The 19,931-nt window shown below is 39.4% G+C and carries 21 protein-coding genes; 15 read left to right on the top strand and 6 right to left on the bottom strand.

Annotation, left to right across the window (positions count from 1 at the left end; genetic code table 11):
• Nucleotides 1-44: 44 nt before the first annotated feature.
• The 6 genes from ABJD64_RS03565 to ABJD64_RS03540 all read left to right on the top strand — a co-directional run bounded on the left by ABJD64_RS03565 (nt 45) and on the right by ABJD64_RS03540 (nt 4,863).
• Nucleotides 45-581, top strand: coding sequence for an SPOR domain-containing protein (locus ABJD64_RS03565; RefSeq protein ID WP_348195252.1), 537 nt, complete (start codon nt 45-47; stop codon nt 579-581).
• A gap of 130 nt (nt 582-711) precedes the next feature.
• Nucleotides 712-1,905 (top strand): M20 family metallopeptidase, encoded by a 1,194-nt coding sequence (locus tag ABJD64_RS03560; RefSeq protein WP_348177478.1) that lies wholly within the window; start codon nt 712-714, stop codon nt 1,903-1,905.
• Nucleotides 1,902-3,341: an SLC13 family permease gene (locus ABJD64_RS03555; RefSeq protein WP_348177476.1), complete on the top strand. Its 1,440-nt coding sequence runs from the start codon at nt 1,902-1,904 to the stop codon at nt 3,339-3,341. The genes ABJD64_RS03560 and ABJD64_RS03555 overlap by 4 nt, the downstream gene beginning before the upstream one ends.
• 56 nt (nt 3,342-3,397) lie before the next feature.
• On the top strand, nt 3,398-3,757 hold the full coding sequence (locus ABJD64_RS03550; RefSeq protein ID WP_348177474.1) for a phage holin family protein: 360 nt from the start codon (nt 3,398-3,400) through the stop codon (nt 3,755-3,757).
• Complete coding sequence (locus tag ABJD64_RS03545; protein WP_348177472.1) at nt 3,750-4,130, top strand: hypothetical protein; 381 nt, start codon at nt 3,750-3,752, stop codon at nt 4,128-4,130. Before ABJD64_RS03550 ends, ABJD64_RS03545 begins: the two co-directional genes overlap by 8 nt.
• Nucleotides 4,099-4,863: a geranylgeranylglyceryl/heptaprenylglyceryl phosphate synthase gene (locus ABJD64_RS03540; protein ID WP_348177470.1), complete on the top strand. Its 765-nt coding sequence runs from the start codon at nt 4,099-4,101 to the stop codon at nt 4,861-4,863. Before ABJD64_RS03545 ends, ABJD64_RS03540 begins: the two co-directional genes overlap by 32 nt.
• On the opposite strand, the gene ABJD64_RS03535 is transcribed toward ABJD64_RS03540, so the two are convergent.
• The 5 genes from ABJD64_RS03535 to panC form a co-directional block, all read right to left on the bottom strand.
• A complete protein-coding gene (locus ABJD64_RS03535; protein WP_348177468.1) occupies nt 4,849-5,769 on the bottom strand; it encodes an AraC family transcriptional regulator in 921 nt (306 codons plus the stop codon). The two genes, ABJD64_RS03540 and ABJD64_RS03535, sit on opposite strands and share 15 nt — an antisense overlap.
• 123 nt (nt 5,770-5,892) lie before the next feature.
• Complete coding sequence (locus ABJD64_RS03530; protein WP_348177466.1) at nt 5,893-7,032, bottom strand: acyl-CoA dehydrogenase; 1,140 nt, start codon at nt 7,030-7,032, stop codon at nt 5,893-5,895.
• Between the two features lie 192 nt (nt 7,033-7,224).
• Nucleotides 7,225-7,911, bottom strand: a complete 687-nt coding sequence (locus ABJD64_RS03525; protein ID WP_348177464.1) for a zinc metallopeptidase — start codon at nt 7,909-7,911, stop codon at nt 7,225-7,227.
• Nucleotides 7,912-7,955: 44 nt separating this feature from the next.
• Nucleotides 7,956-8,963 carry a lysylphosphatidylglycerol synthase transmembrane domain-containing protein gene (locus ABJD64_RS03520; protein WP_348177462.1) on the bottom strand — a complete coding sequence of 336 codons (1,008 nt, stop codon included), beginning with the start codon at nt 8,961-8,963 and terminating at the stop codon, nt 7,956-7,958.
• Nucleotides 8,960-9,817 (bottom strand): pantoate--beta-alanine ligase, encoded by an 858-nt coding sequence (panC, locus tag ABJD64_RS03515; RefSeq protein ID WP_348177460.1) that lies wholly within the window; start codon nt 9,815-9,817, stop codon nt 8,960-8,962. Before panC ends, ABJD64_RS03520 begins: the two co-directional genes overlap by 4 nt.
• A 117-nt stretch (nt 9,818-9,934) precedes the next feature.
• Here panC and ABJD64_RS03510 point away from each other — a divergent pair, with 117 nt between their 5' ends.
• The 9 genes from ABJD64_RS03510 (at nt 9,935) to accD (ending at nt 19,227) form a co-directional block, all read left to right on the top strand.
• A complete protein-coding gene (locus ABJD64_RS03510; protein WP_348177458.1) occupies nt 9,935-10,747 on the top strand; it encodes a glycogen/starch synthase in 813 nt (270 codons plus the stop codon).
• The gene (locus ABJD64_RS03505) at nt 10,731-12,146 is read left to right on the top strand and encodes a DUF4270 family protein (protein ID WP_348177456.1); all 1,416 of its coding nucleotides are present in this window, start codon (nt 10,731-10,733) and stop codon (nt 12,144-12,146) included. Before ABJD64_RS03510 ends, ABJD64_RS03505 begins: the two co-directional genes overlap by 17 nt.
• 9 nt (nt 12,147-12,155) lie before the next feature.
• A complete protein-coding gene (gene glmS / locus ABJD64_RS03500) occupies nt 12,156-13,991 on the top strand; it encodes a glutamine--fructose-6-phosphate transaminase (isomerizing) (RefSeq protein ID WP_348177454.1) in 1,836 nt (611 codons plus the stop codon).
• A complete protein-coding gene (locus tag ABJD64_RS03495; protein ID WP_348177985.1) occupies nt 13,992-14,372 on the top strand; it encodes a RidA family protein in 381 nt (126 codons plus the stop codon).
• Nucleotides 14,373-14,444: 72 nt separating this feature from the next.
• A complete protein-coding gene (gltX, locus tag ABJD64_RS03490; RefSeq protein ID WP_348177452.1) occupies nt 14,445-15,989 on the top strand; it encodes a glutamate--tRNA ligase in 1,545 nt (514 codons plus the stop codon).
• A complete protein-coding gene (locus ABJD64_RS03485; RefSeq protein ID WP_348177450.1) occupies nt 15,982-16,167 on the top strand; it encodes a hypothetical protein in 186 nt (61 codons plus the stop codon). The genes gltX and ABJD64_RS03485 overlap by 8 nt, the downstream gene beginning before the upstream one ends.
• 24 nt (nt 16,168-16,191) lie before the next feature.
• Nucleotides 16,192-16,959, top strand: a complete 768-nt coding sequence (locus ABJD64_RS03480; protein WP_348177448.1) for a TIGR00266 family protein — start codon at nt 16,192-16,194, stop codon at nt 16,957-16,959.
• A gap of 133 nt (nt 16,960-17,092) precedes the next feature.
• Nucleotides 17,093-18,304 carry an NAD(P)-dependent oxidoreductase gene (locus ABJD64_RS03475; RefSeq protein WP_348177446.1) on the top strand — a complete coding sequence of 404 codons (1,212 nt, stop codon included), beginning with the start codon at nt 17,093-17,095 and terminating at the stop codon, nt 18,302-18,304.
• 80 nt (nt 18,305-18,384) lie between these two features.
• A complete protein-coding gene (accD, locus tag ABJD64_RS03470) occupies nt 18,385-19,227 on the top strand; it encodes an acetyl-CoA carboxylase, carboxyltransferase subunit beta (RefSeq protein ID WP_348177444.1) in 843 nt (280 codons plus the stop codon).
• Between the two features lie 70 nt (nt 19,228-19,297).
• On the opposite strand, the gene ABJD64_RS03465 is transcribed toward accD, so the two are convergent.
• A complete protein-coding gene (locus ABJD64_RS03465; protein WP_348177443.1) occupies nt 19,298-19,927 on the bottom strand; it encodes a lipoprotein signal peptidase in 630 nt (209 codons plus the stop codon).
• Between the last annotated feature and the right edge of the window lie 4 nt (nt 19,928-19,931).

The following is a 19,931-nucleotide window of genomic DNA, read 5'->3' as shown; positions in this document are numbered from 1 at the left end:
ATAAGTTCCTTGAAATATAGATCAATTATTTAAATTTTCGTATTTTGAAAATCCTTATATCAAAACTAAACATCGTGTTCCCAATCATAACTATTGCGACCCTATTGCAATTTTGTGCTCCCACGGCCTCAACTAAAGTCAGCAGTTCAGTATATGAAGAGGATCTTTCCATATATCGTCCAGAATATAAGGTGAATGAGGAATCAGTTATAGAAGAATTCGTCATACCTAACGAATCTACCAGTGTTGAAAAAGATGTGAGTCCGACCAACGATATTAGGTCAGAACTAGACACCGTGCTCTATAGAATTAAGAAGTCAAGAGAAAATACTCAACATATTGAAGGCTTCTCTATACAACTCTATTCTGGAAATAGCAGAGATAAAGCCAATCAAATTAAGGTACGCACATATGAGGTACTTGAAGATCAGAGACCACGAGTGAGTTATGAGCAACCCAATTATAAAGTAAGAGTTGGTGAATATTACTCGAGACTTGAAGCAAATTCGGACTTTGTAACACTCCAAAAGCATTTTTCCAGAGCTGTCTTAGTGCCTGTAAAAATCAAAATTGAGAACTGAAGCTTGCTATTAGTTTATTAATCCTTCAATAAATATCCTCCAAGATTAGATAAACTTTAAATTTATTTAAGATGCCTAGAGAGTGTCAATTCAACTTGGCAAATTTCGTTAAATTGTCAAAAATTCCTTCATGGCTTTATTAGACAAAATAAAATCTCTTTCCCAATCGCTTCATCAGGAAACGATAGCCAATCGACATCATCTGCATGCCAATCCTGAACTTTCTTTTCAGGAAACTGAGACAGCCAAGTACGTATTGGCTCAGCTGGAAAAAATAGGTGTTAAAACAAAAACCGGAATTGCTGGAAATGGAATCGAAGCCATCATCGAAGGAAAAAATCCTGCTAAAAATGCGATTGCACTTCGAGCGGACATGGACGCATTGCCAATAATCGAAGATAGTCAGAAGCCTTACAAATCTAAAAATGATGGAGTCATGCATGCCTGTGGACATGATGTTCACACCTCATCGCTCCTGACAACGGTTAATATAATCAATCAAGTCAAAGAAGAATTTGAAGGAACCATAAAGTTTATTTTCCAGCCCGGCGAAGAAGTTTTCCCCGGAGGAGCTTCTCTCATGATAAAGGAGGGGATTTTAGAGAACCCAAAACCTAAGGCCATATTTGGTCAGCACGTGATGCCCTTAGTCCCAGTGGGTAAAGTCGGCTTCCGTAAGGGCATGTATATGGCCAGTGCCGATGAACTATATGTGACCGTAACCGGAAAGGGCGGACATGGAGCCTTGCCTGAACACAACATCGATCCTGTGGTTATTGCATCTCATATCATTATAGCATTACAGCAAATCGTAAGTCGGATGGCTGCCCCCAAAATCCCAAGTGTGCTTAGTTTCGGTAAGGTGCAAGCCAATGGCGCAACCAATGTGATCCCAAATGAAGTAAAAATCGAAGGTACCTTCAGAACACTGGATGAAGAGTGGAGAAAAGAGGCACATATCAAAATGAAAAGAATGGCGGAAGGTATGGCCGAATCCATGGGTGGCTCTTGCGACTTCAACATCCAGGTTGGCTACCCCTTCTTAAAGAATGAACCTGAGCTGACCGAACGAGCCAAACAGGCGGCAATAGCCTATATGGGTGGAGAAAATGTCGTCGATTTAGACATCTGGATGGCTGCAGAAGATTTCTCTTATTATTCTCAAGAGACAGACGCCTGCTTTTATCGACTTGGCACTCGCAATGAGGACAAGGGCATTATTTCTGGTGTGCATACACCTACTTTTGATATTGATGAGGACGCTCTCGCACATGGACCGGGCTTAATGGCATGGCTGGCTATCAATGAGTTGAACACTCTATGAGAATTGATTTAAAACTTGTTGGCAAGTTTTTAGGCCCCACCACGTTTCTCGTTGTATACTTTGGACTACCATTAGATGGTTTAAGCCAAGAAGGGCGTGGTGTCTTAGCTACAACAGCCTGGGTTGGTATTTGGTGGATGACGGAAGCTATTCCAATTGAGGCCACAGCCCTTTTACCCATGATTCTCTTCCCAATACTTGGTGCGCTGAATATGAAATCCACAACGTTTCCTTACGCACATCCACTTATTTTTTTGTTTCTTGGAGGGTTTATGATTGCTATCGCCATCGAAAACTGGAATCTGCATAAGCGAATTGCATTAAATATCATATCCTTGCTAGGCTCTAACCCAAGGCAGCTTATTCTCGGCTTTATGATTGCCACAGGCTTTTTATCCATGTGGATTTCGAATACAGCCACTACCCTAATGATGATTCCTATTGGTATTTCTGTGATTACCAACCTCAAAGAGGATAAAAGGTTTTCAAAGGCGCTACCACTGGCCATCGCCTATTCGGCTTCCATAGGTGGCATGGCTACACTTATAGGCACTCCTCCCAACATTGTATTTGCTGGTATTGTAAAAGATACTTTTGGGGTAGAAGTAAATTTTATGGAATGGATGATGATCGGCCTTCCCTTTTCCGTTTTGATGATTGCAATTACCTGGTTAGTGATTACAAGAGTTTCATTTAAAATTTCATCAGACGTAAGCCTATTAGATTCAGGAATCAATGAGAAATTACATGAATTAGGGAAAATGTCAGCGGAAGAGAAGAGAGTATTGGCTGTTTTTCTATTCACCGCGTTCTGCTGGATGTCCAGAACCTATTTACTTAACCCTCTTATTCCTGCGCTCAACGATACCACCATTGCCATATTTGGTGGCCTGGCTTTGTTTTTAATTCCCAATTCCGGTGAAGGCAAACTACTGGACTGGAAGATGATGAGCAAAGTACCATGGGGGGTATTAGTCCTCTATGGTGGTGGATTATCGATGGCCAATGCCGTAGCCCAGACAGACCTGGCTCAATGGATTGGCAACTTATTAAATCACTGGGGTACCATTGACTTGGTGCTTCTAATACTCATGATAGTTGCTGCGGTTAATTTCATGACCGAAATCACGTCAAATATTGCAACTGCCAGTATGGTTTTGCCAATTTTGGCAGCGTTAGCCATTTCGATCGGTGCTCATCCGTATTATCTTATGGTAGGTGCTATACTCGCTGCTTCATGTGCCTTTATGCTACCCGTTGCAACAGCACCAAATGCAATTGCATTTGCCAGTGGTACCATCAAAATGCGGGATATGATCAAAGTGGGCGTTTTGCTAAATATCTTATCCATTTTTATTATCAGCTTCATTGTGTACGTCATTATGCCGAATGTCTGGACCCTGGATATTTCATCATTTTTATCTCCCAACAAGTAACGATTCATCTGGCTGATATCCTTTATATTTATGTTTCAAATGACTGAAACATAAACGTGGATATACTGAAAATAAGCAAACTTAAGGAGACCTTTACGGAATACATTCGTGTAAAATTTGAATTGTTCAAATTGGATCTCGCCGAGCAATTGTCCAACGTATTGGCACAGATGATTGCTTATGTGGTCATCCTCTTAATTTCCGGATTAATGATCACTTTTCTAAGTATTGCATTAGCCAATTTTCTGAACTCCTTTTTTAAGGGAGAATCGGTCGGCTATCTCATTGTCGCAGGTCTTTATCTTTTGCTTTTATTGCTTGTGTTCTACTCACTAAAATCAGGAAAACTGAAAACCTTTTTTGAAAAGAAACTTATGGAAAATATTTCCAGCGAAACTTCGGAAAAAGATGAGTAATAAGCAGGAAATAAAAGCAAAGAGATTGCAATTGCTATCGAAAGAAGAGCAACTCATAGCGGATCTTGAAAAAAGAACAGCGGAGCTTGAGTCTTCAGTCTTTAGCGGCTTGAAAACCTTATCAATAATTGGGGGTGGGGTCCTTGCTGTTGGTCTCCTTTATAAATTCTTCGATTCTAATGACTCAGCGCAAAAAGAGAAGAAAAATGACAAAAAGAAAAACAAAGTAAGCAACGCAACACCATCTCCAGTAACAGCTTCTGTCATCTCTTTAGCCTTACAAAAGCTCTTGCCTCTAGCCATAGAAAAATTTTCATCATTGAATAGGAAAGATCAAAAAAATGAGCAGACTACTGAATCAACTTCAAGATAAAAAGGCTCGTAATGAAAAATCTCTGGCTGTTCTTGTCGACCCTGACAAGGCAACAGATGTAGGCGAACTTATTCGGCTTATCAATCTGTGTACTGAGAGTAAGGTTGATTATTTGCTCGTAGGCGGGAGTTTAATTGCAAACGATTCTTTCTCAAAGGTAATTTCTGTCATGAAGACAAATTGTACTATTCCGGTAGTCATTTTTCCTGGCAATCACATCCAAATAGACTCAAATGCAGATGCGATTTTTCTCCTCTCATTGATATCCGGACGAAATCCAGATTTTCTGATAGGGCAGCACGTTCTGGCTGCGCCGATCCTAAAAAAGAGTGAACTTGAAATAATACCTATGGGTTACATGCTCGTTAACTCAGGTGCTCCAACTTCGGCAAGCTATATGAGCAGTACCGTGCCACTTCCATCTGATAAGCCCACCATAGCTGCATGCACAGCTTTGGCTGGTGAGATGCTTGGGCTAAGATCCATTTATCTAGATGCTGGAAGTGGAGCCGAAGAACCTATCCCTCAAAAAATTATTTCTACCGTCGCAAGATCAATTGATGTGCCACTCATAGTTGGTGGTGGTATAAATTCAATTAGTCGGGTAAACCTAGCCCTTGAGGCAGGGGCGGATATGATTGTTATTGGCAATGCGCTGGAAAAAGAAGAAAGGTTCCTAATTGAAATTTCAGAACGTATTCATACACTCAATAAGAATCTAGACATTCATTAAGGTCTCTCTGCGTCTCATTTTGCCAGCCGGAATTCCAAACATCATTTTGAATCTTCTACAGAAATAGGCCGTATCCTTATAGCCTACTTCTTTTCCAATTTCTCGAATACTCTTTTTCGATGTACGTAGCATATTTACAGCCATTTCCATGCGTTGGTACTCTATATAATCTTGTGGATTGATACCAGTAAGCATTTTGAAATACTGCCCTACATAATCCTCAGATACATTAGCCACATTAGCAAGCACCTTATTAGATAAATCCTCCTGAAGGTTATCCTTAATGAAAGAGAAAATATCTATTAATCTTGGGTCCTTAAAATAAGTTGAATTGGTGGCTAATTGTTCCACAAAGAGACCTTTATGTAAAATATGTCTGATCAACTCTACTACCAAATGATCAGTCTCCAAGTTCACCACCCTGGCTTTACCCGGAGTATCTGAATAAATCTCAGAAACAATAAGTTTTACCAGCGAAATCAGGTTGTGATTACCTTTGATGACAAATGCTGGAATATCCAGTGAAGCAAAGAAATTGACTGTATCAAAAACCTTAGCTTCAAAATTTATCATTGTGATATTTTCATGAAGTGGGGTAGGTATAAACTCTTCACTGGTTTGAAAAAACTTCTCTTTGTTGTTGATAAAATCATCGTTGGACAGATTCATCGAATTGCCACTACCATAAGTTAACCCTACCATCTTCCCTCCGGGAACGAAGAGTATTTCATTCTCTTTTACAACTTCCTTTTCTTTGCCAAATCTCACCTCGCCTTTGTGCACATAGATGAACACATTTTCTACATCATAATAATTTTCAACCGTCAGTGGCTGCAAAATATTAATATTCTTAGCTGAGATGAATCTTACTGAAAGAGACTCGATGATCTTATTATAGTCCTCCATTGAATTATTTCGGAGTAGCCCATCGATTTGAGCTAATTTCCATTGGTATTATTGTATAAATCTAATATAATGTATAATAAATACAAAGATTATAAAATAAATTAATACCGAGGGCTATTTATACTATTTTAATATTTCTCGCGCAATTACTATTTTTTGTATCTCAGAAGTGCCTTCATATATCTGTGTAATCTTCGCATCACGCATCAATCTTTCTACATGAAATTCTTTCACATAACCATAGCCACCATGTACCTGAATAGCCTCTACGGTGGTCTCCATGGCAATTTTTGACGCAAATAACTTGGCCATGGCCGCTTCTTTAACAAAGTCTTCTTTCCTATCTTTCTTAGCAGCCGCCTGCAAACAGAGTAATCTTGCAGCTTCAATATTCATTGCCATTTCTGACAATTTAAATTGAATTCCCTGGTGCTCACAAATGGCTTTACCAAAGGATTTTCTTTCTTTTGAATAGTTAAGAGCCAATTCCAAAGCACCGCTGGCTATTCCCAACGCCTGTGAAGCAATACCAATTCTTCCTCCGTTGAGCACTTGCATGGCCATAGAAAATCCAAATCCGTCTTCCCCAATTCTATTTTCTTTAGGTACTTTAACATCTTGAAACATTAAAGAATGAGTGTCAGATCCACGAATGCCAAGTTTATTCTCCTTTGGTCCAATTGTGAAGCCTTCCATATCTTTCTCTACAATCAGTGCATTAATTCCTCGATGCCTTTTATCGATGTCAGTTTGAGCCATCACTATATAAACGGATGCGCTGTTCCCATTCGTAATCCAGTTTTTAGTACCATTTAGTAGGTAATGGTCTCCTTTGTCTTCTGCAGTCGTCCTTTGTGATGTGGCATCAGATCCTGCCTCAGGCTCAGACAAGCAGAAAGCTCCAATTATTTCTCCTGAAGCCAATCTGGTAAGGTATTTCTGTTTTTGTTCCTCCGTACCAAATTTTTCAAGCCCCCAGCAAACCAATGAATTATTTACTGACATTACGACTGAACATGAGGCGTCCACTTTTGATATCTCTTCCATGGCTAGAACATAAGAAATCGTGTCCATACCGCCACCATTATATTTCGGATCTACCATCATGCCCATAAAACCCAATTCTCCCATCTTTCTGATTTGTTCGGCAGGAAACTGTTGCTTTTCATCTCGCTCGATCACTCCGGGTAAAAGCTCTGTTTGAGCAAATTCTCTGGCCGCGTCACGTACTGCTAGTTGTTCTTCTGTCAATGCGAAATTCATTCTGGGATTTGTTTTAGTTACGAAATATAATTTGTTATTTTATTAAAAAATAAACTTTTCTTCTGATAAAAAATGCATATTCAGTAGATTCAGTATATTATTCTGAATATATATAGTAGGTATGCATACAAATATATAAAAAAAGGACTTGAACACAGTTCAAATCCTTTACAATATCTTGACTAGTCGAGCTTAGTCTCTTCCTCCAAGAAAGAGCATTAGAAAATATAATAGTTGCGTAATGGCAGCAAGCGCAGCAACCACATAGGTCATGGCAGCCCAATGCAAAGCATCTTTTGCCATTCCATGCTCTTGACTTGTTACAATTCCTCTTTGATCAATCCAGGCTAAGGCACGCTTACTTGCATCAAATTCGACGGGCAAGGTTACCAAAGAAAATAGGGTAATTACAAACTGTGCAGCTACAACAACCAGAAAAATAGTATCAAGCCCGAATGATTTCATTGCAAAGCCAAAGAAAAGCATTCCAATCATAATGAAATTTAGAATTTTGGCACTCAAATTCTGGATTGGTACCATTGCGGATCGAAACTCTAGAAAACTATATGCAGACGCATGTTGGACCGCATGACCACATTCGTGTGCTGCCACGGCAGCTGCAGCGGCACTTCTACCTGAATAAACCTCCGGACTAAGGTTCACTGTTTTATTGGCAGGATTGTAATGATCCGAAAGATGTCCCTGTACAGAAACCACCTGAACATCCAGAATCCCATTATCCCGCAGCATCAGTTCAGCTATTTCACGACCGGAAAGCCCGCTTTGTAATCCAACCTGTGAATACTTTTTAAACTTGTTTTTGAGCCTGTTACTTACAAATAGCCCAACAACAAAAAAGACTAAAAAAATGATTAACATTTGCTTATTATTTAATTTTTCAATTAACCTAATTAACCTTACGACTACAACGCCATTTCTGTTTTTCTCCTTCGAGAAATAAATACTGTCCCTAATACACTTAGACCGCCTACCACGACTATTGTGACTAATTGTGAAGTGTGTAATAGAGTAGCAAAGAATAAGCTACTCGTTGCTTCTACTCCGTAGATAATAAGTACTCCACTAACCAAAGTATGATAAGCTCCAATCCCGCCTTGGACTGGCATTGCCATCGCTACACCTGCAGCGGCAAGAATTGACAAACCTGCTCCAAATCCCAGACCGGACGTCTCACTTATAGAAAAGAAAATGACATAGCTCATAAGATAATAAAACACCCAGATCCCTATGGTGGAAAGCACAAACCCTGAAATGTTCTGAACCTTCCTTATTGAAAGTAATCCATTTACAATGTCGGTCAGAACTCTATGAGCTTTTTGAAGCAAAGGATTTTCAAACTCATGCTCAAGTATTCTCTTCAAAATCAAAATTCCTGCTACTGCAAAAATCACAAGAATGGTAATGATTATAGTGATATTGGTTGTGTGGTCAACATTAACATCCCAGCCTATTGCCGAAATGAAAAAATCATACACCATATCAAATTCAATAATAAAATCCATTAGGATCAATGATAACAAAATCAGAAAATCAAGCACTCTTTCGGTAATTACGGTTCCAAAGGAAATACTCATAGGAATTTTATCATTTCTTTTCATTACCCCACAACGAGTTACCTCACCTAATCGCGGAAATGCTAAATTCGCTAAGTACCCGGTCATTACAGCCAGGAAGGTCCTGCCATCTGATAATTTTTCATAACCCAATGGCCTTAGTACCAAATTCCATCTATAGGACCGCAGCCAATGACTCATAATGGAAAGCACTATAGATAACAGCACCCATGAATAATTAACTTCAGCAATTTTTTGAACGAATTCTTCTAAAGAAACTTTCCTAAACGCGAAATAAAAGAGTACTCCGGCTAGAACCAGAGAAAGACTATATTTTATAATGGATGAAATTTTCAATCTTCTTGCTTTATGTACAAATTATCAATAATTCTAACTTTTCCCACATATGCTGCTGTGCATATTGAAACATTTTCAGAGGCACTCAAATCTGTTATTGCATCCATGGTATGAGCGTTTACAATCTCCAGATATTCTAATCTTAGACCCTCAAGTTCATTCAATTTTTCCTTTGTTTCAAAAATAGCCCGAGCCGTTGCAACACCCATCAAAATTGATTTCTTCAATTCCAGCATGGCCTGATATAACTCAGATGCTATCACTTTCTCTTCCTTCGACAGCCTCAAATTCCTTGATGACATGGCTAGCCCGCTCGACTCCCTTACCGTAGAGACTGCAACAATCTTTGTTTGGATGCTTAAATCCTTCACCAATCTATTGATAATCGCCAATTGTTGGAGATCCTTTTGCCCGAAATAGGCTATATCAGGTTGAACAATATTCAACAATTTTGAGACTACAACTCCGACTCCAGAGAAATGTCCCGGCCTAAATTCTCCTTCGAGAACCTGTTCTAACTGCCCGAAATTAATTGCAAGGCCAAGTTTCTCATCCGGATACATTTCGTCAACAGTTGGTAGAAAGACTGCGTCACACCCTTTTGCGGCCAACAATTTTTTATCAGCGTCAATCTGCTTAGGGTAATTAGCTAAATCATCAGGATTGTTAAACTGAGTAGGGTTTACAAAAATGCTGCACACAGTCAAGTTGCATGATTTCACTGCTTCATTCACTAATCGGCCGTGCCCCTCATGAAGAGCTCCCATTGTAGGGACAAGTCCGATAGTATCTCCTTTTCTTCGATAGAAATCCAAATAATGGCGTAACTGAGTTATACTACTAAATATTTTCATTATTTCCTGCCACTCAGGCAGCTATATAAGGTTAAACCACATTTCGCTATTGAAAAAGATTCAAAAATAGTGTAATTTTGTGGTCATTTTGAAATTATCAAACTAAAAACACGGTTTATGTCAAAGTACAAAATACTATATGTGGCGAGTGAGATTAATCCTTTTCTACAAACCACAGAAGTAGCCGATTTTGTGAGAGCGTTGCCACAAGCAATGCAGGAGAGAGGTATGGAAATTAGGATATTGGTTCCACGGTTTGGATTGATCAATGAGAGAAAAAACAGACTTCATGAAGTCGTAAGATTATCAGGAATAAATATTGCAGTTGGAGATGAAGAAAAACCACTTATTATTAAGGTGGCTTCAATTCCAAATGCAAAACTTCAGGTTTATTTCATTGACAATGAAGACTATTTTCACAGAAAATCCGTCTTCTTTGACAAAGAAGAAAAGTTCCATGCGGACAATGATGAGCGCGCAATATTCTTTTGCAAGGGTGTTCTGGAAACTGTGAAGAAATTGGGGTGGTCCCCCGACATCGTTCACTGCAACGATTGGATGACGAGTCTTATCCCACTTTACTTGAAAACAACCTATAAAAATGACCCCATCTTCAAGGAGGCCAAGTCTGTATTTACTTTGTATGACAATGAATTCGAACACAAATTCGAGGGAGATTTGATCAACAAAGTGATGATGATGGATATCGAGGAGAGCATGTTAGAGCATCTTAACACAAAAGATTTTGAAGGTTTTGTAAAGCTAGGCATCGAATATGCCGATGCTGTCATTAAGTCTAAGAACGAGACAAACAAAATCATAGACAAATTGATATCATCTGCTCCAAAAGACAAAAAAGTAGAAACAATTCAGAAAGACGACAACTTTTTAGACTCCTACTATAACTTATATAATGAACTTGTTGGTTAAAAACTGGTCAGGGCTACTGATAGTCGTAGCCCTTACCATTTTTTCGTGTGAGGATTCCAGTGATATTGGACTGGGGTTAGATCCTGATGGAATTAGATTAAACGTATTGTATGCAGAGCTGCCATTAGAGGCTACCAATGTGAGAATTGATAGTGTCCGCACTAGTGGAGATTCAAGATTGCTGGCAGGAAGAAGCTCTGATCCCATATTTGGAGACATTACTTCTACAGTAATTAGTCGGTTGTCCTATCAGAATGCGGTAACCACGGTCCCTACTTCGGTATCTGAGGATCGGGATAGTGACGGAAAACAGATTTACTTTATTGATTCTGCTGTTTTATATCTTCAAATTTCTAAAGTGCATACAAGCAATTTTGCGCCAGCACAAACCTTCAATATTTATCAACTTGCTGACACACTATTTCCTGGCCCAAGCTATCTCTCCAACTTTGATACTCCTTACCTAACTAGTCAATTAGAAGGGCAGTTGCGAATAAACCTCAATGAGGACAGTATCAGAGATTTTGTTGTAAAGGATAGTTTGCAATATGTTGTGAGTACAAGACTTGCGGACAGTTTTGCCGAAAAAGTTTTTGGATATGCCGAGGATGATCAGCAAACCGCAAGCAGCAACCTAATCTATGATTACAAGGGTATTGCAATCGTACCAGACCCTACAAATACAGCACTCGTTGGGTTTCGTCCGGCAGATTCTTCAAGTATTAGAATACACTATCACATTAGAGACCACTATCTTGATGACAATTTGGTTGAGACCGATTCACTTTATGAGGATTCTCTATCACTTAACATAGCATTAAATGGAGCAGGTGCATATTATAATCAAATTTCAATAGACAGATCTGCTTCTCTTATGAATGCTGAAGCGGGAGACTATAATAGTTTTGAAGTCGGGAATGGTAGTGTTTATCTTCAGCCGGCTTCAGGTATTTATCCCAAAATCAATTTAGATACTCTAACTAAGTTCCTTGCCGCGTACCCTAATATTCAGATTAATAGGATGGAATTTGCTATCGAAACTAAAGAAAATGGCAAATATCAGGATAATGTAGAAAATATGCGCTTTTTGTATGTTGATGCCACTGATGGATCTAAAGTGAACGCATCCGGACTTTCATCCAATCGTGTTTTCGAATCTGCGATAATGACGGATAATGGGTATTTAGCAAACATTAATGAGCTACTTGTCGCTACCCTTGATGAAACTTCTCTTATTTATAACGGTACTCCAACATTCTTTGCTCAATTGGTAGAATCTCAGACGCTGACGGTTGATCATGTAATTCTAATGCCTCAAGACGTAACTACGCCCGATTTTTCTATCTTTGATGATGAAACTGGCTTTAGAATTAAACTTTATTACACCCTTCCTGAATAAGATACTAATATGTGTGGAATTGTTGCCTATATAGGCCATCAAGAGGCCTTTCCTTTAATCATTAAGGGTTTAAAAAGACTTGAATACAGAGGGTACGACAGCACTGGGATTTCAGTGCATGACGAAGAACTCAAAATTTTCAAAAAAGCAGGAAAGGTTTCTGAGCTTGAGTCCTCAATCAATGGACAAGAAATTAAAGGCACTATTGGCATTGGCCATACCAGATGGGCAACTCATGGAGAACCTAATGATCGAAACGCCCATCCACACTTCTCTGCAGACAAGTCATTATCTATCATTCACAACGGTATCATTGAGAATTATGACACCATAAAAGAACAACTTTTCTCAAAAGGATATCACTTCCAAAGTGATACAGATACAGAAGTGCTCATCACTTTTATTGAAGACATAAAAAAACAGAACGGCGGTGATCTTGAACAGGCAGTCCGATCTGCACTTCACGCAATTGAAGGGGCATACGCAATTGTTATACTAAACAAAGAAAATCCCGATCAGCTTATAGCTGCCAGAAAGGGAAGCCCAATGGTATTGGGGATCGGAAGCAACGAATATTTTATTGCATCGGACGCTACGCCTATCATTGAGTACACCAATGAAGTTGTTTATTTGAAAGATCGCGAAATTGCTGTGGTGAACAGAGGTAATTTCAAGATTACCAATATTGAAGACGTAGAGCAAACGCCTTATATTCAGAAAGTAGAAATGAAACTTGAAGAGCTCGAAAAAGGAGGCTACGAGCACTTCATGCTCAAGGAAATTTTCGAGCAACCAAGCTCTATTTCAGACAGCATGCGAGGAAGACTAGATGCGGTTAATGGCACACTGACATTAGGTGGTATCTACGAGTATTCCCAAACGCTAATCAATGCCAAAAGAATTATTGTTCTGGCCTGCGGCACCTCTTGGCACTCTGGCTTAGTTGCCGAATATTTATTCGAAGAATATTGCAGGATTCCTGTCGAAGTAGAATATGCTTCAGAATTTAGATATAGAAATCCAGTTGTCTATGAAGGCGATGTTGTAATTGCCATTTCTCAATCTGGTGAAACAGCTGACACTTTGGCCGCAATAGAACTAGCAAAATCAAAAGGTGCGATAATATTAGGAATTGTGAACGCAGTAGGATCATCAATTTCTCGTGTTACTCATGAGGGTGCTTATCTACATACCGGACCAGAAATAGGTGTGGCAAGTACGAAAGCTTTTACAGGTCAATTGTCTGTTTTGACGATGATCGCCCTTAGCGTCGCTCATAAAAAAGGAACAATCACCCAAACTAGATACAAAGAGCTTCTCGTTGAACTCTCCAATATTCCTTCAAAAATTAAAGAGGTTTTGGATAACAACAATGTTGTTGAGGAGATCGCTAAACGTTTTAAGGATGCCAAAAATTTTATTTATCTAGGGCGTGGGTACAACTTTCCAGTTGCACTTGAAGGAGCACTCAAACTCAAAGAAATCTCATATATTCATGCAGAGGGATATCCTGCAGCTGAAATGAAACATGGGCCTATTGCTTTGATCGATGAAGAAATGCCTGTTGTGTTTATAGCCACCAGAGACAGTTCATATGACAAAGTGGTGTCCAATATTCAGGAGGTAAAAGCCAGAAAAGGTATAGTCATCGCTGTAGTGACTAAAGGTGATGCACTAATTCCTGCATTAGCAGATTATATTATTGAAGTACCCCCTTGTGAAGAGGCCTTGATGCCTTTGGTTTCAGTGATCCCATTGCAACTACTGTCCTACCATATTGCCGTGATGAGAGGATGCAATGTAGACCAACCAAGAAATTTAGCCAAATCCGTAACTGTAGAATAAATCATGCACAAAATCATTAACACTGAAAATGCACCGGCTCCAATTGGCCCATATAGCCAATCAACATTAGCTGGAAACACTTTATATGTATCAGGTCAAATTGCAATTGTTCCAGGTACAGACAACCTTCTGATTGACGATATCCAAGAGGAGACACATCAGGTTATGAAAAACATGGGTGCTATTTTGAAAGAGGCAGGTGCTGACTATTCTAATGTAGTGAAGTGTTCCATTTTCGTGAGTGACATGGGAAATTTTGGTAAAATTAATGCTGTGTATGGCGAATATTTTCATGCCAGCCCCCCTGCCAGAGAGACAGTAGAAGTAAGCTGCCTTCCAAAAAATGTGAATGTCGAAATTTCCTGCATTGCAGTAATATAAACTCGTCTGAAATATTAATAAATTTGCATTGCCGGAAGACCTCCGGCATATTTTTTTGTAAACATTTGATCCATGAGTAGCGAAGTAAGAGTAAGATTTGCACCTAGTCCAACGGGCGTTCTTCATATTGGCGGTGTTCGTACAGCCCTATACAATTTTTTATTCGCTAAAAAACATGGAGGGAAATTTATTCTCAGAATTGAAGATACTGACCAGGCCAGATTTGTTGATGGTGCTGAGCAGTATATCAAGGACTCACTAGCATGGTGCGGCATAGAAATAGATGAAGGAACGGATCAAGGAGGTGATTATGCCCCATATAAACAATCTGAGAGAAAACACATTTATAAGAAATATGCCCAACAAATGATTGACGCTGGCACGGCATATTATGCCTTTGATACTTCCGAAGAATTAGATGAAATGCGTGAGGCATTGAAAAAGGCAAAAGCCAACTCTTTAAATTATAATTCTATAACCCGGAATAATATGAAAAATTCGTTGACCCTTTCTTCTGAGGAGGTGAACCGACGAATTAACTCGGGAGAGCCATATGTAATCAGAATTAAGGTACCAGCAAAGGAGGACATAAGGCTCAACGATATGATTCGTGGATGGGTCAATGTACATAGTTCGACAATGGACGACAAGGTTTTGATGAAATCTGACGGTATGCCCACCTATCATTTGGCCAATGTGGTTGATGATTACTTAATGAAAATAACTCATGTCATTCGAGGTGAGGAATGGTTGCCATCAGCTCCTCTACATGTATTATTGTACAGATACTTAGGGTGGGAAGACAGCATGCCTCAATTTGCCCATTTACCGCTTTTGTTGAAGCCCGACGGTAATGGAAAACTGAGCAAGCGCGATGCCGCAAAACACGGCTTTCCTATATTTCCTATGCAGTGGAAGGTCACAGAAGAAGATGCTTCACTCAAAGGCTTCAAGGAAGAGGGTTATTTAAGTGCTGCCTTTGTAAATTTCTTAGCCTTGCTAGGGTGGAACTCTGGTACTGAAAATGAAATCTTTAGTCTCGAAGAGCTCATTGAGGCTTTTACCATTGAAAGAGTCAGCAAGGCTGGAGCCAAATTTGACATTGATAAGGCGATTTGGTTTAACCAACAATACATTCGAAATCTGGAGATATCGGAATTAGCTTCATTACTACTTGACCAGACAGCAAAAGAGGGATTTAACTGCGATGAACAAAAAGCACAAGCTATTTCCGCTCTATTGCAAGAAAGAATTGACTTCACGCATGAATTGCTCTCCAAGGGAAAATATTTTTTTGAAGTCCCATCAACATATGTGGAAAAAGTAGTCAGAAAAAAGTGGGATGATATAGCACGTAATGTGTTCAATACCTTTAGTAATCAACTGGCAAATGCAGACAATATGGTTGCTGAAGGATTTCAAAGCAAATTAGAATTGGCTGTTGAGACTCATGAGGTAAAAGTAGGCATGATCATGCAAATACTTAGAGTAGCAATTACTGGCGAATCCGGAGGCCCTGATCTCATGAGGGTCATGGAAGTACTTGGAACAAAAGAGGTTGCTGACCGTATAAAAAAAGCAATCAACGCTTTTGATCAGGCAACCAACAATGAGTAAAAAAGAAAAAAAGACCAAACCCAATGTCAATCCAGATTTGGAGGGATTCGAAGTACACATTGATTCCTTTGGAGAAATTAAGTCATCAATGAAAATTGACGACTTGAATCAATTCTTAAACAAGAACGTGGAAGACAAAAAGCTTAAAGATCGCGACGATCTAAAAGATTCGGAATAAGCTTCTAATACAAAATTCAAAAACATGAGAAGTCACGAAATCGACTATGAAATCAAAGGCGAGAGTATTCAGATCGTCGAAATTGAACTCGATCCTCAAGAAACTGTTGTAGCCGAGGCGGGAGCCATGCTCTTTATGGAAGATGGCATTACTTTCGAAACTAAAATGGGTGATGGATCCGACCCTGACCAAGGCTTCTTTGGGAAACTTGTTTCGGCTGGCACGAGAGCATTAACCGGTGAATCTCTGTTTATGACGCACTTCACGAATCATGGTGCAAGTAAAAAGAAAGTCGCATTTTCAGCCCCTTATCCGGGCACAGTTATCCCTATAGACTTACAACAATCTCCAAATCAGGAGTTGGTTGTGCAAAAAGACGGGTTCTTGTGTGCAGCACTAGGAACAAAGGTTTCAATAACTTTAAACAAAAGACTAGGTTCCGGTCTTATTGGAGGAGAAGGATTTATTCTTCAAAAACTTCAAGGTGATGGAATGGCATTTGTTCATGCGGGAGGCACAGTGATCGAAAGAAAACTGAACAACGAAACCCTAAGAATTGATACCGGATGTGTCGTTGCGTTCGAATCCACATTGGACTTTGATATCCAGGCAGCAGGTGGACTCAAATCTATGGTTTTCGGGGGAGAAGGCATGTTTCTTGCAACCATGAAAGGAACAGGAAAGGTTTGGCTCCAATCCATGCCAATTCGAAAATTGATTCAGGCGATTGCACCGTATGGTAAAAATGCCGGTAAAGAAGCCTCGTCGATTCTTGGTAATCTCTTAGAATGACGCATCAAGAGCGAGTTTACTCTTCACTTTTTTAGGTATTACTGGCCTCAAAATAGCTTGCATTCAAATTCCATATGGGTTAAAAAAAACACATATTTGCAGCCACATAATTTACTCAAAAAACTGAATGCAAATGCCCAAAATTGGTATTCTAAAAGAAGGCAAAGTTCCAATCGATCGAAGAGTCGCCATTATTCCGTCTCAGGCCAAATACATTAAGGAGAATTTTCCAGGAGTTGATCTGGTTTGCCAAAAAAGTGACATTAGGTGTTTCCCTGACGAAGACTACACATCCGAAGGTATAGAATTAGTAAATGACGTACAGGATTGTGATATTATATTTGGAGTAAAGGAAGTTCCTCTAGGACAATTGATTCCAGATAAAACCTATTTCTTCTTTTCGCATACCATAAAAAAACAAGATTACAATAGGGAATTACTCAATGAGGCATTGGATAAAAACATTCGGCTTATTGACTACGAAACACTAACGGATGCCAACAATCAAAGAATTATTGCTTTTGGTAGATATGCTGGAATAGTTGGGGCCTATAACGGAATTTGGTCATATGGAAAGCGGTACAATCTCTTCAATATCAGGAGAGCACACGAATGCTTCGATCTTGAAGACATGAAAACCGAATATGACAAAATAAAGCTTCCGAAGATTAAGATTGTGATTACAGGTGGTGGTCGTGTTGGCAAGGGTGCCATGGAGGTACTTTTAGGACTCGGCATACGAAAGGTTACTCCAGAGCGATTCGTGAGTGAAGATTTTAATGAACCTGTATTTACACAACTAAATAGCAGAGATTATAATAAGCATAAAGAAGGCAAGGAGTTTAGCCGATCAGAATTCTTTGAATCTCCGGGAAATTTTGAGTCTGATTTCTATCAGTATGCTAAATGTGCAGATCTACTAATCGCTTGTGCATACTGGCACCCAGAAGCTCCCGTTTTATTCACTAGAGAAGATGCTACTCATCGAGATTTTAAGATTAACATCATCGCCGATGTGACCTGTGATATAGAAGGATCAATACCATCAACTATCCGTCCTGCTGTAATAGACGATCCGGTTTTTGATTATGACCCCACTACTGGTAAAGAAATGCCAGCTTTTGCTGAAGAAGGTAATATAACAGTGATGTCCGTAGACAATTTACCTTGCGAATTGCCAAGAAATGCGTCAGAAGACTTTGGGCACGAATTAGTAAACAATGTACTCCCATGCTTGTTTGGCGATGATCCCGATAAAATTGTGGAGAGAGCCACAATTGCTGAGAATGGCAAACTGACATCTCATTACTCTTACCTGCAAGATTATGCAAATGGAAAAGCGTGAGAGGTTAAATAACTATCAACGAATATTCGAAAGTCTAACAACTAATATATCTTTGCACTCCTTCTTATTAAAGGTAATTTATGGCTTGGTTTAATAGAAAAGACAAGGGCATCCAGACGCCTACCACCGCGAAAAAAGAAGCACCTGATGGGCTTTGGTACAAGACTCCTAGTGGAAAAATTGTACACATGCGTGAGCTCAGAAACAATTCTTATGTAAGTCCGGAAGATGATTATCACGTGCGAATTGGATCAAAAGAGTACTTTGAGATTCTTTTTGATAACAACGAATTTGAGGAACTGGATGCAGACATGATATCTGCAGATCCTCTCAATTTCACTGATTCTAAACCTTATCCGGCTAGAATAGAAGCCACGCAAAAAAAATCAGGATTGAAAGATGCGGTTCGAAGTGCTACGGGGAAATTGTACGGACAGGATATTGTTATTGCATGCATGGACTTTGGATTCATTGGAGGGTCAATGGGTTCTGTTGTAGGGGAAAAAATAGCAAGAGCCATTGACTATTCGTTGAAGAACAGAGTTCCATTCTTAATGATTTCTAAATCAGGCGGGGCAAGGATGATGGAGGCCGGTTTTTCTCTGATGCAGATGGCTAAAACTTCCGCAAAATTGGCTCTACTTTCGGAGTCCAAAATTCCCTATATCTCATTGTTGACAGACCCCACTACTGGTGGTGTTACGGCATCTTATGCCATGTTAGGAGATTTCAATATTGCCGAACCAGGCGCTTTGATAGGCTTTGCTGGTCCTAGAATAATCAGAGAGACGATTGGCAAAGATTTACCTAAAGGATTTCAAAGTGCCGAGTTTGTGCTTGACCATGGTTTTTTAGATTTTATTGTAGATCGAAGAAGTCTCAAAAAGAAACTCAACACTTTACTTGAGCTCCTCAAGGCTTGATGAAACTAACTTTGCAATAAAAAGGGGTCTCAATCAAACTTGAGACCCCTTTTTATTTAATCAGTATTATTTAGACCTCCACTGTCTCCGTTTGCATAGATGAATCATTGGTTTCTTCTTCTATCTCTTCTTGGAAAAAAGTTTTTTGGAAAATTAATATTGCGAAAACTCCAACAAAGATTGAAGCGTCAGCTACATTAAATACAGGCCAAAGAGACATATACTTCCCGCCCATGAACGGAATCCAATCCGGAATATGTCCTTCCCAAATATCTACATAAAACATATCTACCACTTGACCATAGAACCATGGCGTGGGTGATCCTACTGGAGCATTGTCTAAAAATACTCCATAAAATATACTATCGATCACATTACCAATTGCTCCTCCCAAAATCATAGCAATACAGATTAGCATACCTTTGTGCACGCCTCTGTTTACTAAAGTGTACAGGTAATAGCCAATGCCAACCATGGCTACCAGCCGAAAGAGAGTTAAAAACAGTTTTCCGTATTCTGTCCCGAGCTTCATACCAAAGGCCATTCCAGGATTTGTAAGGTAATAGAGTTTAAAAAAATCACCAATGATATGAATCTGGCCTGGCATTCCCATATCCATGTTGAAATGGACAAGCAACTTCACAACTTGATCTAACAAGATCACGCCCAGACTCAATAAATAATATTTATAATACTTCACGTTA

Source organism: Reichenbachiella sp. (genome assembly GCF_039944555.1).
Taxonomy (GTDB): domain Bacteria; phylum Bacteroidota; class Bacteroidia; order Cytophagales; family Cyclobacteriaceae; genus Reichenbachiella.
This window is presented reverse-complemented; position numbering and strand designations above follow the sequence as displayed.